General features: G+C 72.1%; 13 protein-coding genes. 4 read left to right on the top strand and 9 right to left on the bottom strand.

Going from position 1 to position 14,561, the window contains the following annotated elements; genetic code table 11:
• Positions 1-77: 77 nt before the first annotated feature.
• Positions 78-1,163, bottom strand: a complete 1,086-nt coding sequence (gene dxr / locus ACULK4_RS06900) for a 1-deoxy-D-xylulose-5-phosphate reductoisomerase (protein ID WP_445965391.1) — start codon at positions 1,161-1,163, stop codon at positions 78-80.
• Between the two features lie 24 nt (positions 1,164-1,187).
• On the bottom strand, positions 1,188-1,829 hold the full coding sequence (locus ACULK4_RS06895; protein ID WP_445965390.1) for a 4'-phosphopantetheinyl transferase family protein: 642 nt from the start codon (positions 1,827-1,829) through the stop codon (positions 1,188-1,190).
• A gap of 87 nt (positions 1,830-1,916) precedes the next feature.
• Between ACULK4_RS06895 and ACULK4_RS06890 the strand changes: the two genes are divergently transcribed.
• Positions 1,917-2,678 carry a lysophospholipid acyltransferase family protein gene (locus ACULK4_RS06890; protein WP_445965389.1) on the top strand — a complete coding sequence of 254 codons (762 nt, stop codon included), beginning with the start codon at positions 1,917-1,919 and terminating at the stop codon, positions 2,676-2,678.
• A 49-nt stretch (positions 2,679-2,727) separates the two neighbouring features.
• Positions 2,728-3,639 (top strand): LasA N-terminal domain-containing protein, encoded by a 912-nt coding sequence (locus ACULK4_RS06885; protein WP_445965388.1) that lies wholly within the window; start codon positions 2,728-2,730, stop codon positions 3,637-3,639.
• A 7-nt stretch (positions 3,640-3,646) separates the two neighbouring features.
• Here ACULK4_RS06885 and ACULK4_RS06880 read toward each other — a convergent pair whose 3' ends face one another.
• Entirely contained in the window at positions 3,647-4,132 is a 486-nt protein-coding gene (locus ACULK4_RS06880; protein WP_445965387.1) for an OsmC family protein, read from the bottom strand.
• Positions 4,133-4,231: 99 nt separating this feature from the next.
• Between ACULK4_RS06880 and gabT the strand changes: the two genes are divergently transcribed.
• Both gabT and ACULK4_RS06870 read left to right on the top strand, forming a co-directional pair.
• On the top strand, positions 4,232-5,620 hold the full coding sequence (gabT, locus tag ACULK4_RS06875) for a 4-aminobutyrate--2-oxoglutarate transaminase (RefSeq protein ID WP_445965386.1): 1,389 nt from the start codon (positions 4,232-4,234) through the stop codon (positions 5,618-5,620).
• 2 nt (positions 5,621-5,622) lie between these two features.
• Positions 5,623-6,612, top strand: coding sequence for an asparaginase (locus ACULK4_RS06870; protein ID WP_445965385.1), 990 nt, complete (start codon positions 5,623-5,625; stop codon positions 6,610-6,612).
• An 84-nt stretch (positions 6,613-6,696) separates the two neighbouring features.
• Here the strand turns inward: ACULK4_RS06870 and ACULK4_RS06865 are convergent, their stop codons facing one another.
• From ACULK4_RS06865 to ACULK4_RS06840, 6 genes are all read right to left on the bottom strand, one after another.
• Entirely contained in the window at positions 6,697-7,500 is an 804-nt protein-coding gene (locus ACULK4_RS06865) for an ABC transporter permease (RefSeq protein ID WP_445965577.1), read from the bottom strand.
• A gap of 95 nt (positions 7,501-7,595) precedes the next feature.
• Entirely contained in the window at positions 7,596-8,507 is a 912-nt protein-coding gene (locus ACULK4_RS06860) for an ABC transporter permease (protein ID WP_445965384.1), read from the bottom strand.
• 3 nt (positions 8,508-8,510) lie between these two features.
• Positions 8,511-9,710, bottom strand: coding sequence for an ABC transporter ATP-binding protein (locus ACULK4_RS06855; protein ID WP_445965383.1), 1,200 nt, complete (start codon positions 9,708-9,710; stop codon positions 8,511-8,513).
• The gene (locus ACULK4_RS06850) at positions 9,710-10,924 is read right to left on the bottom strand and encodes an ABC transporter substrate-binding protein (protein WP_445965382.1); all 1,215 of its coding nucleotides are present in this window, start codon (positions 10,922-10,924) and stop codon (positions 9,710-9,712) included. The genes ACULK4_RS06855 and ACULK4_RS06850 overlap by 1 nt, the downstream gene beginning before the upstream one ends.
• A gap of 140 nt (positions 10,925-11,064) precedes the next feature.
• Positions 11,065-13,953 carry an FtsK/SpoIIIE domain-containing protein gene (locus ACULK4_RS06845; protein WP_445965381.1) on the bottom strand — a complete coding sequence of 963 codons (2,889 nt, stop codon included), beginning with the start codon at positions 13,951-13,953 and terminating at the stop codon, positions 11,065-11,067.
• A gap of 90 nt (positions 13,954-14,043) precedes the next feature.
• Complete coding sequence (locus tag ACULK4_RS06840) at positions 14,044-14,538, bottom strand: FHA domain-containing protein (RefSeq protein ID WP_445965380.1); 495 nt, start codon at positions 14,536-14,538, stop codon at positions 14,044-14,046.
• Between the last annotated feature and the right edge of the window lie 23 nt (positions 14,539-14,561).

The raw sequence follows: 14,561 nt of genomic DNA, 5'->3' as shown, positions 1-14,561 counted from the left end.
TCATCGTAGGGCCGCCGGCTCGGTGCACGCTGTCCGGCGGCTGTGAGCCGATGGCGCGACCGTGCGGATGCCGCGGGCTACCGTCGCGCGATGCGCAGGTCGGCCTGCCGGCGCGCGGCGCGCTCGGCCTCGGCGAGGGAGTCGACGGTCAGGTCGCCCGAGGCCGACTCATGGGACTCGACGACCTCGCGAACCGTGTCGACGATGTCGGTGAATCGGATGCGGCCCGCGTGGAACGCGGCGACGGCCTGCTCGTTCGCGGCGTTGAACACCGCCGGGTACTCCCCGCCCGCGCGGCCGACCTGCTTGGCGAGGCGAACCGCCGGGAACGCATCGTCGTCGAGCGGCTCGAACGTCCACTGCTGCGCCGTGGTCCAGTCCAGCGGCCTGCCGGCTGCCGCCACCCGGTGCGGCCAGTCGAGACCGAGCGAGATCGGCAGTCGCATGTCGGGCGGCGACGCCTGCGCGATCGTCGACCCGTCGATGAACTCGACCATCGAGTGCACGATCGACTGCGGGTGCACGACCACGTCGATCCGGTCGTAGTCGACCTCGAACAGCAGGTGGGCCTCGATGACCTCGAGGCCCTTGTTGACGAGCGTCGCCGAGTTCGTGGTGACCACGAGCCCCATGTCCCACGTGGGGTGGGCGAGCGCGTCCGCCGGGCTGACGTCGACGAGCTCGGCGCGAGCGCGGCCGCGGAACGGCCCGCCCGAGGCGGTGAGCACGAGCCGGCGCACCTCATGTGCGGTGCCCGCGAGCAGCGCCTGCGCGATCGCGGAGTGCTCGGAGTCGACCGGGACGATCTGCCCGGGCTTCGCGAGCCGGGTCACGAGGTCGCCGCCGACGATCAGCGACTCCTTGTTGGCGAGCGCGAGCGTCATCCCGCGCTCGAGGGTCGCGATGGTCGGCCCGAGTCCGACCGATCCGGTGATGCCGTTCAGCACGACGTCGGCACGGACGGAACGGACGAGCTGCACGGCCTCGTCGACGCCGACCGCGGTGTGCTCGACGCCGAACTCGTCCGCCTGCCGTTCGAGCTCGGCGCGGTTCGACCCGACCGCGAGGCCGACGACATCGAACCGGTTCGGGTTGGCGCGGATGACGTCGAGCGCCTGCGTGCCGATGGAACCCGTGGACCCGAGGATGATGACGCTGCGCACCCGACCACTCTAGGTGGGGGCCGGTCACGGGCGCGGCAGCACCGCGACGGATGCCGCGACCCGGCCGGGCACGGCGACGTCGTGGAAGCGGACCTCGCGCCAGCTCGAGCCGAACTCGGGCAGCGTGCGCGCGATGCGTCCGACGCCGTCGTCATGGAGCGGGTCGGTCAGCGCGAGCATCGACGGCTCGATGACGCCGACGTGGCCGACCGCACGCAGCAGCGCCGACTTCCGCGCCCACACCTGAGCCCGTACGAGCGGCCGGGCCACCGGGTCGAGCTCGGCGAGCCGCGCCCGCTCCTCGGGGTGGAGCGCGGCCTCGTCGATGAGCGGCTCGACGTCCGCGGTCGCCGGCTCGACCCCGACCCCGAGCGGATGCCGCGTCCCGACCGCCGCGACGACGACGCCGTCCGCGACGCCGGCGTCCGCGTACCAGCGCCCGCCCGACGCGGTCGTCGGGTAGGAGACGACCGGACTGCCGTGCCTCGCCCCGCACCGCTCGCAGGCGTGATCGAGCTCGATGTCGTCGGCGGGGACCTCGGCCGACGCGGCCAGGTGGGCGCGCAGCACGGCATCGACCGCCGGCGCCCGGCGCCCGCCGACGAGCACGACGGCGCGAGCGCCCGTGTCGCCCAGTGCGACGACATCGCTCTCGGTGAGATCCATGCGCCCCATGATGACGCACGCCGGGCGCCGCTCCGAGCCGCCCGGGATATTCCCCGGCGCGCATGGGCGGTGGCGTACCGTCGGACCGTGAGTGAGATCGAGGCCGACGCCGTTCCCGCGCCGCCGTCGAAGCCGGGGCCCGTGTACGGCATCGTCCGCGGAATCCTGCGGCCGACGGTGCGTCTCCTGTACCGCCCGAAGATCACGGGTGCCGAGAACGTGCCCAGGTCGGGCCCGGTCATCCTCGCCTCGAACCACCTCTCGTTCGTCGACAGCATCGTCATCCCCCTCGCCGCCCCGCGGCCGGTGCAGTTCCTCGCGAAGTCGCACTACTTCACCGGCACCGGGGTGAAGGGCTGGCTGTCGCGAACGTTCTTCACCGCGATCGGCGCGGTCGGCGTCGAGCGCGGCGCGGGCGCCCAGGCGCAGGCCGCGCTGGACCAGGGCCGGCGCATCCTCGACTCCGGCAGTGCGTTCGCGCTCTACCCCGAGGGCACGCGTTCGCTCGACGGCCGGCTCTACCGCGGTCGCACGGGCGTGGCGTGGCTCGCCCTCACGACCGGTGCCCTCGTCGTGCCGGTCGGCCTGGTCGGCACGCAGGAGATCCAGCCCGTCGGCGCGAAGCTTCCACGGGTGCGACCCGTGCAGGTGCACTTCGGCGCCCCCATCGACGTCGGCCGGCACGGCGCCGCCACGTCCGGCCGCGCCCGCCGGGCCGCGACCGACGAGATCATGGCCGCGATCCACGCACTCAGCGGCCAGGAGCTCGCCGACGCCTACAACGAGGCGCCGCCGCACGGCGCCCTCGCCCGGATCGCCGACCGCGTGGCGCCCCGCGAGCGCGTCTGACCCACCGACTCCCAGCCTGCGGGAAGCGCATTTCGCTATCGTCGTGCCGATGAGGACGACGGTGCGCACGTGGATCGCCGCGGTCGCGGCATCCGTCGCCCTCGTGCTCGCGGGCTGTGCGCCACAGCCGGGCTTCGACCGGGCCGACGACCCGGCCGACCGCCGCATCCCGTCGACGGACGCCTTCGACCCGGGCTTCATCGTGAGCGACGATGCGTTCTACGACGCCACGGCGATGGACGAGGACGAGATCCAGGAGTTCCTCGAGTCGCGGAACTGCCGGCCCGTCGACCTCGTGCCGTGCCTCGCCGACCACGCCGAGCCCGTCGAACGGGTGCCGGCCGTCGGTCCGCGCCACTGCGCCGCCGTCGATGGCGGTGAGTCGGTGCGCGCCAGCCGGATCATCGCCGACGTCGCCGAGGCGTGCGGCATCAGCCCGCGCGTGCTGCTGGTGCTGCTGCAGAAGGAGCAGTCGCTGCTCACCCGACCGAGCGCGCGCGGCTATGAGCGCGCCACCGGGTACGCGTGCCCCGACGACGCCGAGTGCGACGCCCGCTACTTCGGCTTCTTCAACCAGGTGTACCGTGCGGCGTGGCAGTTCCGGCAGTACACGGCCGAGCCCGACCGGCAGTACCGCATCGGCACGGTCGACGTCGGCTACCATCCGGATGACGCGTGCGGGGCGAGTACCGTCCGCATCCGCAACCAGGCCACGGCGAACCTCTACAACTACACGCCGTACCAGCCGAACGAGGCCCTGCTCGCCGACCCGACCTCGGGGGACGACTGCTCGGCGTACGGCAACCTCAACTTCTGGCGGCTGTGGCACCGCTGGTTCGGCGACCCGCAGTCGGAGCGACTCCCGGCGTACTTCCCGCCGTGCTCGCGCCTCGTCGGCGGATACACCTGCCCGCCGGTCGTGCCTCCCGTGCCCGACATGGACCCCCGCACCGGCGCCTGACCGGCCGCTACTCCTCGACGCCGCGGACGAGTGCGACCGGCTCGTGCCGGACCGGGAAGTTGACCGACGCCGCGATGAAGCACTTCTCGGACGCCTCGTGGTGCAGGGAATCGGCGAGCTCGCGCATGCCCGGCTCGGCGACGACCACGCGGGGGCGCAGCACCGCCTCGACGAGCCGCCCGCCGCCGCGGCCGTCCTCCTGCATCGTGGCGGTCGCGGCGTCCGAGTAGCCGACCACGACCACGCCGTGGTTGGTCGCGACGTGCAGGTACGAGAGCATGTGGCACTGGCTGAGCGCCGCGAGCGCGAGCTCCTCGGGATTCCATCGCTCCCGGTCGCCGTGGAACGCACGGTCGCTCGACCCCGCGATCTCGTGCAGCTTGCCGTCGGCGCGGACGACGTGCTGCCGCCCGTAGGCGCGGTACGACGCGGTGCCGTCGCCGCGGTCGCCCTGCCATTCGAGGTCGATCGCGTATCGGTGCTCCCCGAGCATGGGTCGTCCTCCCTCATCGACGCGGATTCCGCGTCGTCGTCGATTCTGCACCTGCCCGCCGACGGCGGGTCCGGGGTGCGGCGATAAGCTGGTCCGATCATGACTGACACCCAGATTCCCGTCGAGTCCCTCCCCGCCGAGTCGAGCGCGCACGCCGCCGCCGTGCCGCAGGAGCGACGGGTCGTCACCGCGATCCCCGGCCCGAGGTCGCAGGAGCTCCACGCGCGGCGCACCGCGGTCGTGTCCTCCGGGGTGTCGAGCGTGCTGCCCGTCTACATCGAGCGCGCGCACGGGGCGATCCTCGTCGACGTCGACGGCAACCGGTTCCTCGACTTCGGCGCCGGCATCGGCGTGACCACCGCCGGCCACACTCCTGCGGGCGTCGTCGACGCCATCACGCGGCAGGCCCACGACGTGCTGCACACCCTCTTCACGATCACGCCGTACGAGGAGTACGTGCGCGTCGCCGAGCTGCTCGCCGAGCACACCCCCGGCGACTTCGCGAAGAAGACGGTGCTCGTGAACTCCGGCGCCGAGGCCGTCGAGAACGGGGTGAAGATCGCCCGCAAGCACACCGGCCGCCGTGCGGTCGCCGTGCTCGACCACGCGTACCACGGTCGCACCAACCTCACGATGGCCATGAACTACAAGGCCATGCCGTACGCGACCGGCTTCGGCCCGCTCGCGGGCGACGTGTACCACGCGCCGAGCTCGTACCCGTATCGCGACGGCCTCTCGGGCGACGAGGCCGCCGAGCGCACCATCGGCTACCTCGAGAAGGTCGTCGGGGCGAGCGACCTCGCGTGCCTCGTGGTCGAGCCCATCCAGGGCGAGGGCGGCTTCATGGTCTACGCCGACGGGTACCTCCCGGCGCTCCAGGAGTGGTGCACCGCCAACGGCGTCGTCATGATCGCCGACGAGATCCAGTCCGGCATGGCCCGCACCGGCCGGTACTACGCCGCCGAGCACTTCGGCTGGATCCCCGACCTCGTCCTCACCGCGAAGGGCATCGCCGCGGGCATGCCGCTCGCCGCCGTCACCGGCCGCGCCGAGATCATGGATTCCTCGCACCCCGGCGGGCTCGGCGGCACGTTCGGCGGCAACCCGGTGGCGTGCGCCGCGGCCGTCGCCGTGTTCGAGGCGATCGAGCGCGACGACCTGCTCGCCGAGGGCCGCCGTATCGGGGCCACCCTCACGGCGGGCCTCGAACGGCTCCGTGCGAAGTACGACATCATCGGCGACGTCCGCGGCCGCGGCGCCATGATCGCGATCGAGCTCGTGCGCCCGGGTACCGCTCAGACCACCCGGGAGCCGAACCCCGAGGCCGTATCGGCGCTCATCGCGCACGCGGCGCAGCAGGGCGTGCTGTTCCTGAGCGCCGGCACCTGGGGCAACGTGCTCCGCTTCCTGCCCAGCCTCCGGATGACGGACGAGCTCATCGAGGACGCGCTCGGCGTGCTCGACGACGCGTTCGCGACCCTCGCCTGAGCGTGGCCGGCACCTTCAGCGCGTCGGACGCCGCCGAGCTCGCCGTGGTCGAGCGCGGCGGTTTCGCCGAATCGCGCCACATCGGCTCGGCGATCGTGCTCGCGCCCGACGGCGAGGTGCTCCGCGCACTCGGCGACGTGCGTGCGCCGGTCCTGCCCCGCTCGAGCATGAAGCCGTTCCAGGCCGTCGCCTCGATGACCTCCGGCGTGACGCTCCGCGGCGAGGACGCGGCGATCGCCACCGCCAGCCACACGGGCACGCCGCGCCACGTCGCACTCGTGCGCGGGCTGCTCGCGCGCGCGTCACTCCCCGCGTCGGCGCTGCGGTGCCCCGCGGAGTTCCCGACCGATCGCGAGTCGCGCGACCAGCTCATGCGACAGGGACTTCGCGCCGAGGCGATCACGATGAACTGCTCGGGCAAGCACGCGGCGATGCTGCTCGCCTGCCACGCGAACGACTGGCCCCTCGACGACTACCTCGACCTGGAGCACCCGATGCAGAAGCGCGTCCTCGACGTGCTCGAGCGACTCACCGGCGAGCGGCCGTCGGCGACGGTGATCGACGGGTGCGGCGCACCCGTGCACGCGCTCAGCCTCACGGGGCTCGCCCGCGGCATCCAGAAGATCACGACCTCGTCGACCTCCTCGCCCTTCGCGCTGTTCCGCGAGGCCGCGGCCCTCACCGAGGCCGTGCGCGCCAACGGATGGGCGGTCGCCGGCCCGGGACGACCTGACACGGTCGCGATCGAGCGACTGGGGGTCTTCTCGAAGTTCGGTGCCGAGGGCGTGCAGGTCATGACCGCACCCGACGGCACCACGGTCGCGCTGAAGATGCTCGACGGCTCCCCGCGCGCCCTGGCGATCGTCGCGGCGCGCCTCCTCGCGGGCGCCGGTGCGCTCGAGGGCAGCGCAGTCGACGCGGCCGAGCCCGACCTGGGACTCGAGGTCCTGGGCGGCGGGGCGGTCGTCGGCCGCATCCGCGCGACGGTCTGACCCGGTCGGCGAACGACCGAGCGGATGCCGCGACCCCTCCAGGTCGCGGCGTCCGCTCGTCGTCTCGGCCGGGCCGTGACGCTCTCAGCCCACGTTCTTGGCGAGCCGTTTCGCACGTGCCGCCCGCGACACCTGGGTGACGATGACGAGCGTCAGCGCGAGGATGAACACCGCCGACGCGATCACGTTCGCCTCGGCGGGGATGCCGCGCGACGCGGAGATGTAGACGTACTTCGGGAACGTCGTCACCGAACCGGAGTTGAAGTTCGTGATGATGAAGTCGTCGAAGCTCAGTGCGAACGCGAGCAGCGCCGCAGCGATGATGCCCGGCACCAGGAGCGGGAACGTGACGCGCCAGAACACCGCGCGCGGCGATCCGTACAGGTCGCGGCCGGCCTCCTCGAGCGCCGGGTCGAGGCTCGCCACGCGGGCCTTCACCGTGACCACGACGAAGCTGATGCAGAACATCGTGTGCGCGAGGATGATCGTCGTCATGTCCTTCGGAACGCCGACTGCGAGGAACTGCGCGGCAAGGCCCGCACCGAGCACGACCTCGGGCGTCGCCATCGGCAGGAACAGCAGGAGGCTGATCGCCGAGCGCGCGCGGAACCGGTACCGGACGAGCGCGATCGCGATCATCGTGCCGAGCGTCGTGGCGGCCACCGTCGCGACCAGCGCGATGATGATGCTGTTCGCGAAGGCCTCGCACACCGCACCGCCCTCGACGTTGCACACGTTGAGCCACTTGTCGAAGGTGAACCCGCGCCACGAGATGTTCGACTTGATGGAGTCGTTGAACGAGAACACGAAGGTGTACGCGATCGGGATCAGCAGGAAGATGAACGCGAGGGTCACGTAGACCGGCAGCAGCCAGTCGCCGAGGCCGATGCGTCGCCGCCTGGGGGCCTGCGGGGGTCGCCGCTCCTCGAGTTCCTCGCTGCCCGCGAGTCCGCCGAGGACCGCCCCGGCCTGTGCTTCGCCGCTCACAGCAGGTCCTCCGTTCCGGATCGCTTCACGTAGACGCCGACGAGCACCAGGATCGCGGCCATCAGGATGATCGACAGCGCCGCGGCCGCCGGGTAGTTCAGCAGCACGAGGAAGTTCGCCTCGATCACGTTGCCCATCATCTGCGTGTCGGGACCGCCGAGGAAGTCGCGGCTCGCGTTGACGTAGTCGCCCGCCGCGGGGATGAAGGTCAGCAGCGTGCCCGCCACGATGCCGGGCATCGACAGCGGGATCGTGACCTTGCGGAAGACCGTGAGGGGGTTGGCGTACAGGTCGCTGCCCGCCTCGAGGTACCGGGTGTCGAGGCGCTCGAGGGTGGTGTACAGGGGCAGCGTCATGAAGGGGATGAAGTTGTACGTCAGGCCGAAGATCACCGCGAACGGCGTGCCCGCGAAGTACGCGTCGGGTGCGAGCAGCGACAGCGCCTTCAGCGACGTGATGATGATCGACTCGTCCGACAGGATCTGCTTCCACGCGAGCGTGCGGAGCAGGAAGCTGATGAAGAACGGGGCGATCACGAGCACCAGCAGCATGCTCTGGAGCAGCGGCCGGCGACGTGCCTTCACGCCGATGAAGTAGGCGATCGGGTAGCTGAACAGCAGCGCCAGCACGGTCGCCGCGAGGGCGTACCCGAACGAGCGCAGGATGTGCGGCCAGTACGACTCGATGACGGCGACGTAGTTCTGCCAGTTGAAGGCGTAGTCGTACACGCCGATGTCGCCGAACTCCGACGGCGCCTGGAGCGACGTCAGCAGCAGCGAGATGAGCGGCGTGAGGAAGAACAGGACGAGGTAGAGGATGCCGGGCAGGAGCAGGAGCAGCGCGATGCGGCTCTTCTTCTTCGGTGCCTGCGGCTGGGCCTCCGTCGTCGCGAATGCTGCGAAGGCCATGGCTCAGCTGCCCTCGAGCTCCGAGATGAGCGCCTCGCGCCGCTGCACCGCGATCGAGCGGGTGTCGTCGTCGGCGGGGAAGCGGTCGGCCTCCTGCGGTTCGTCGGCGAGGCCGAAGCCGTGCTCGACCTGCCAACTCACCCAGACCTCGTCGCCCTCGTGCGCGACCGGCCCGAAGCCGACGTTCTGTGCGAACACCGAGAGCAGGCCGATGCCGGGCACCGCGACGATGTACTCGGTGCTGACGCCGGCGAACGACACGTCGATCACGCGGCCGGGACCGACGAGGTTGTGCGTCGACGCGGCCTCCGGCGCCTCGGTGTGGAGCGCGACCTTCTCGGGCCGCACGCCGACGGTGACGAGCCCCTGATGGCGCTGGGCGCGCGACACCGGCACCGTGATGCGCTGACCGGCGACGTCGACCGCGAGTGCGTCGCTCGTGGTACCGACGATGTCGCCGGTGAACAGGTTCGACTTGCCGAGGAAGTTGGCGACGAACGCCGTCCGCGGAAGTTCGTAGAGCTCCTCGGGCGCACCCATCTGCTCGATGGCGCCCTTGTTCATGACGGCCACGGTGTCGGCCATCGTCATGGCCTCCTCCTGGTCGTGGGTGACGTGGAGGAAGGTCAGGCCGACCTCCTCCTGGATGGTCTTCAGTTCGAGCTGCATCTGGCGGCGCAGCTTCAGGTCGAGCGCGCCGAGCGGCTCGTCGAGGAGGAGCAGGGCGGGGCGGTTCACGATCGCCCGGGCGAGCGCCACGCGCTGCTGCTGACCGCCCGAGAGCTGCGCGGGTCGCCGCTGGGCGAGGTGGTCGAGCTCGACGAGCTTCAGCGCCTCGTGCGCCTTGCCCATCGGGTCGTCCATGCGGCGGCGCTTCAGACCGAACGCGACGTTGTCGATGATGGTCATGTGCGGGAAGAGCGCGTAGCTCTGGAACACGGTGTTCACCGGGCGCTGGTGCGCCTTGGTGTCGGTCACGTCCCTGCCCCCGATGAGGATCCGCCCCTGCGTGGGTTCCTCGAGGCCGGCGACGAGGCGCAGGGTCGTCGTCTTGCCGCAGCCCGACGGGCCGAGCAGCGCGAAGAAGGATCCCGCGGGGATCGTGAGGTCGAGCTCCTCGATGGCGGTGAACCCGGGGAAGCGCTTCTGGATGCCGACGAGCTCGAGGTCGGCCCCGCTCTCGGCGAATTCGCGACCCGACATCACGAACCCAGGAGGATCTGCTGGAACTGCGTCTGGTACTTCTGCTCCTCGGCACCCGAGAGCGCACGGAAGATGTACGCGTTGGAGAGGGTCTCCTCGTTCGGGAAGATGAGCTGGTTCTCCGCGAGTTCCGGATCGATCGCGGCTGCGGCCTCCTGTGCCCCGACGACCGGCGTGATGTAGTTCACCCACGCGGCGACCTCGGCGGCGACCTCGGGCTCGTAGTAGTAGTTGATGAGCGTCTCGGCGTTCGTCTTGCGAGGCGATCCGATGGGGATCAGGAAGTTGTCGTTCCACAGCGTGCCGCCCGCGTCGGGGATGGCGAACTCCCACTTGTCGCCGGCCTCGGCGTTCAGCACCGTGATGTCGCCCGACCAGCAGATCGCGGCGAGCGTGTCCTCGCTCTTCAGGTCCTCGAGGTACGAGTTGCCCTTGATGTTGCGGATCTGGCCGTTCGCGACCTGCTCGTCGAGGATCTCGATGGCCGCGTCGAACTCGGAGTCGCCCCAGTCGCCGGAGATGTCGACGCCGTTCTGGAGCATGATGAGGCCCATCGTGTCGCGCATCTCGGAGAGGACGCCGACGCGGCCCTTGAGGTCGGAGTTCCAGAGGTCCTGGACCTCGCGGAGGCCGCCGGGCACCTTCTCGGTGTTCCAGCAGATGCCGGCGAACCCGCCCTGCCACGGAAGCGAGTGCTTGCGTCCCTCGTCGAAGTCCGGGTTCTCGAGCGCCGGTGCGAGGTTGGCGATGTTCGGGATGTTCTCGTGGTCCAGCTCCTGCGTGTAGCCGAGGCGGATCCAGCGCGAGACCATCCAATCGGTGAGGCAGACCGTGTCGGCGCCGATGTCCTGGCCGAGCGCGAGCTGGTCCTTGACCTTGCCGTAGTAGGTGTTGTTGTCGTCGACGGCGACCTCGTAGTTGACGGAGATCCCGGTCTCCTCCTCGAAGCGGACGAGCGTCGGGTAGTTGCCCGCGTCGTCCTCGTCGATGTAGGCCGCCCAGTTGGCCCAGTTGAGGGTCTTGTCGGTGTCGGACACGTCGGCGGCCGCGCTCGGACGCGCCTGGCCGCCGCCTGTCGAGCACGCGGCCAGCGCGAGCGCCGACGCGCCCGCCGCGCCGCCGGCGAGGAGCGTGCGGCGCGTGAGCTGGGTCCGGCGAGCCTGGGCGATCAGGGCACGGACGACGGGGTCCTGGGGAAGGGGTCGACTGGTCACGCGGGGCTCCTCATCGGCTTCGATGTACGTGCAGGGGGTGCGAAGATGATGTCACACTGCGTGGCAGAAATCACGAGATCATGACCGAATCGTTAATTTCTCGCGTCGAATCGCACGGAATCAGTGCTGGTGCAGGCCCTTCACGCGCGGATTCCGTCGTCCGGCGTGATCCAGGTCCGACGAACCGGCGACTGCTCCGGCAGGATCACCCAGCACTGCCCGCGATGGTCGTCGAGCAGCGGCGGCGGCCCGGGATCCCGTATCAGCGCACGGTACTCCGCGTTCCCGCCGTGCACCACGATCGCGGCCCTTCCGCGCGCCTGGCCGGCGAGCGACCAGTTCGCGGCCCACGACTCGGCGTCGCCGATGACGAACCGGTTCCTGGCGGGCCCGGTCCCGCCCCGCAGCGCGGTCGCCGCCCGGTCGGTCGCATCGCCGCCGGCGCCGAGCAGGACGACGTCCGCCTCCGGGCAGGCGGTCGTGAGCGCGGCGGCGTCCGCGCGCGGCGTCGCGCTGCAGATCACCGTGAGCGGATGCTGCGCCGGCTCGAACCGCGCCGGCGGCCGCACCGGCATCGTGGCCGGCCGCGGTGCGGCGAGGAACTGTGCGCGGAGTCCGCGCCACTGCCCCGATCCGGCCGGACCGTCGGGGTCCCACAGCGATCCGTCGCCGCCGGCATGCACGAGGTCGGCTCGCGACGGATGCCGCAGCAGGACCGTCGACGTGAGGCCGTCGCGCACGCCGGATCCGAGCCCGGCCGGCCTCGACGCCGACACCACGACCGCGGATCCCGCGCCCCGCGCACCTCGGAGCACGGTCTCGAGCTTCGCGATCGCTGCGAACCGGGCCTCGTCCGGCCAGCCCGAGAACTTCCCGTCGACGTCATCGAAGACGATGAGGTGCGGCACGCCAGGACCGCCCGCGATCGCCGACTCGGCGCGATCGAGCGCGTCCCACACGCCGCTCCGGGTCCCCTCGACCCGCACGACCGCATCGACGCCGCGAGCGTCGGCGACCTGCGCGGCGATGGCATCGAGCAGGGCGGTGCGCCCGGAGCCCGGCATCCCGAGCACGGCGAGCGGTCCGTCGTCGCGAGGGTCCCACTCGATCGCGACGCGGCGCTGCCGGTCCGGATCGTCGGCGACGCCGAGCAGGACGCGCCCCGGCGCGGCAGGCGCCGTGCCGAGCACTTCGGCGATCGAGTCGAGCCCGAGCGTCGCCGGCAGCGGGTCGAGCCAGGGACGCCGCGGCGGCGCGGCGCCCGCGTGGCGTTCTCGGGCGCGACGGATCGCCGCTTCGTCGGCGATCGCCGACTGGAACCGCACCGTGCGCCCGTCGCCGGGATCGGCGATGGCGCGACCCGGTGTGGAGACGTCCAGCGACGCGGCCTCGTCGGTGCCGACGACCGCGACGCTGTCGGCTCGCTGGAGCACCCGCAGTGAGACGCGGATGCCGCAGTTGGCGGTCACGCTCTCGCGGACCACGCCGTTCGGTCGCTGCGACGCGAGCACGAGGTGCACGCCCAGTGATCGACCACGCGCGGCCACGTCGGCGATGACCGCTCCCAGGTCGGGGAACCGCTCGACCATCGCCTGGAACTCGTCCACGACCACCACGAGGCGTGGCAGCACCACCTCGCTCGGGAGGCGGGCGATGTCGCGTGCTCCGGCAGCGGCGAGCACCTGCTCGCGGTGCCTCAGCTCGGCCCGCATGCTCGCCACGGCGCGCCCGGCCTCGCCCTCCGCGAGATCGGTGACGACTCCCGTCACGTGCGGCAGCGCGGCAACGGGGTCGAAGGCGGCCCCGCCCTTGAAGTCGACGAGCAGGAACGCGACGCGGTCCGGGGCGTGGGCGGCCGCGAGCGAGGCGATCCAGCACACGAGGAACTCGCTCTTGCCGCTCCCGGACGTTCCCGCGACCAGGGCATGCGGACCGGCCGCGAGGTCCAGCGCGAGCGGTACGCCGTCGCCTGCGCCGACCGGCACGCGAAGGGACGACCGGTCGCTCGGATCGGCGTCGACCGTGCCCAACTCGGTGAGCTCGACGCGGATCGGCAGTCGCTCGGTCCGGCCCAGACCCGCTCGGCGCGCCACCGCCGCCGCACGCTCCGCCCACGTGCCGGCCTCAGCGGAGCTCATGAGCTCGGGGACGATCTCGACGGGCGGTCGGCCGCCCACGACGGCGCTGCCCCGATGCCGGAGGTCGACCACGGTGCCGAGCCCCGGCGGGAGGTCGGCGGTTCCGGTGCCGACGGCGATGACATGCGGCCGCGCGCCCCGAGCTCGGCCACCGGCGGCGGGCGCCCCCGCCCCCTCCGTCACGAGCAGGCGGGCGGGGGCGGACGCCGCCGAGTGCGGGAGCGCCGCCAGCCATCTCCACTCCGGACTCGACGGTCCATCGATCGCAAGCGCATCGGGTGCGACGGCGTGTGCGCACTGCACGACGGCCGCCCGCGCCGCGGCGAGCGCCAGCGCCCTCGGCCCGACGAAACCGAGGCCGTCCGAGACGTCGGCCGTGACCGGGGCGTCGAGGAGCCTTGCGGCCCGGCGGAGGAGGTCGGCGTCGCGCTCGTCGCCCGGCACGCCCTCGACCCGCACGCGGCTCGGCACGCCCGCCGCGCCGAGGACGACGCGACCCGGTGCACGCTCGCGCCATGCCGGGACGTGCTGCTCGATGATGCGACGGGCGCCTGGCGCATCGCGCCACGCCGCTTCGCGCTCGAGATCGTGTCGCAGTGCGATCTCGTCCTCCAGGCGGGCGAGCGCCCGCTCGCGGTCGGCCGCGCCGCGCCGGCGTTCGCGAACGGCCTGACGACGCGAGTCCAGCATCGACGCCACGGCCACGAGCGGGCCGAGCACGGCGAACAGGAGCGCGAAGGTCGAACCGGTGACGGCCCAGATGAGCAGCGCGCCCGCGACCGGTGCCGAGGATGCGATCCACGGGAAGCCGGCTCGGGCGGGCTCGGGAGCGCGCGGCGGCAGGGCGAGGGGCGACAGGCCGGGTGCGACCGGGGAGCTCGTGTCGGGCACGCCGACAGCCCACCACGGCCGCACGGCCGATCGAAGGCGTCCGGACGGAACCTCGGGCCCGGCGCGGCGCAGCGGCCTGGGGAGGACGGGTCAGTCGACCGTGAACGCCTGCTCGCCGATCTCGACGCGGCTGCCGCGCGGGACCAGCATCCGGCGGCCCGGTTCGCATCGCACGCCACCCTCGCCCGGCCGGCGGACGACCGTCCCGTTCGAGGAGAAGCGATCGGCGACCCACAGCTCGCCGTCGTGCTCGCCGAACTCGAGGTGGGTCTTCGACACCGACAGTCCTCGGTCGACGATCTGGACGAGGTGCGCGAACCGCTCCCCCGGCTGCGGCATCGGCCGGCGTCCGACGAGGCCGGTCCCCGACACCGTCACGACCTCGCCGGTGGAGAACCGCAGCTCCCACGCGGGGAGGGTCGCGCCCTCGGCCGCTTCGGCGGGAGGCCCCGGCCACGTCGTCACGTGACCGGATTCCGGCGCGACCGCGACGGCCGGGGCGACCGTCGCCGCGGCATCCGTCGCCGCGGCATCCGTCGTCTCGGGCACCGGCACGCTGATGATGCCGCTCTCGGAGCGGTGCATGACGTACGTGTCGCCGGGTCGCG

The sequence above is a fragment of the Agromyces selenitireducens genome (assembly GCF_052748465.2).
The sequence above is the reverse complement of the archived record's forward strand: the minus strand, read 5'-3'. Positions and strand labels throughout refer to the sequence as shown.

Bases quoted from the DNA above. Each gene is read 5' to 3' on its own strand.
- gabT (WP_445965386.1), top strand. From the start codon at position 4,232: ATGACTGACACCCAGATTCCCGTCGAGTCCCTCCCCGCCGAGTCGAGC.
- ACULK4_RS06880 (WP_445965387.1), bottom strand. From the start codon at position 4,132: ATGCTCGGGGAGCACCGATACGCGATCGACCTCGAATGGCAGGGCGAC.
- ACULK4_RS06895 (WP_445965390.1), bottom strand. From the start codon at position 1,829: ATGGATCTCACCGAGAGCGATGTCGTCGCACTGGGCGACACGGGCGCT.
- ACULK4_RS06860 (WP_445965384.1), bottom strand. From the start codon at position 8,507: ATGGCCTTCGCAGCATTCGCGACGACGGAGGCCCAGCCGCAGGCACCG.
- ACULK4_RS06840 (WP_445965380.1), bottom strand. From the start codon at position 14,538: ATGCACCGCTCCGAGAGCGGCATCATCAGCGTGCCGGTGCCCGAGACG.
- ACULK4_RS06855 (WP_445965383.1), bottom strand. From the start codon at position 9,710: ATGTCGGGTCGCGAATTCGCCGAGAGCGGGGCCGACCTCGAGCTCGTC.
- ACULK4_RS06885 (WP_445965388.1), top strand. From the start codon at position 2,728: ATGAGGACGACGGTGCGCACGTGGATCGCCGCGGTCGCGGCATCCGTC.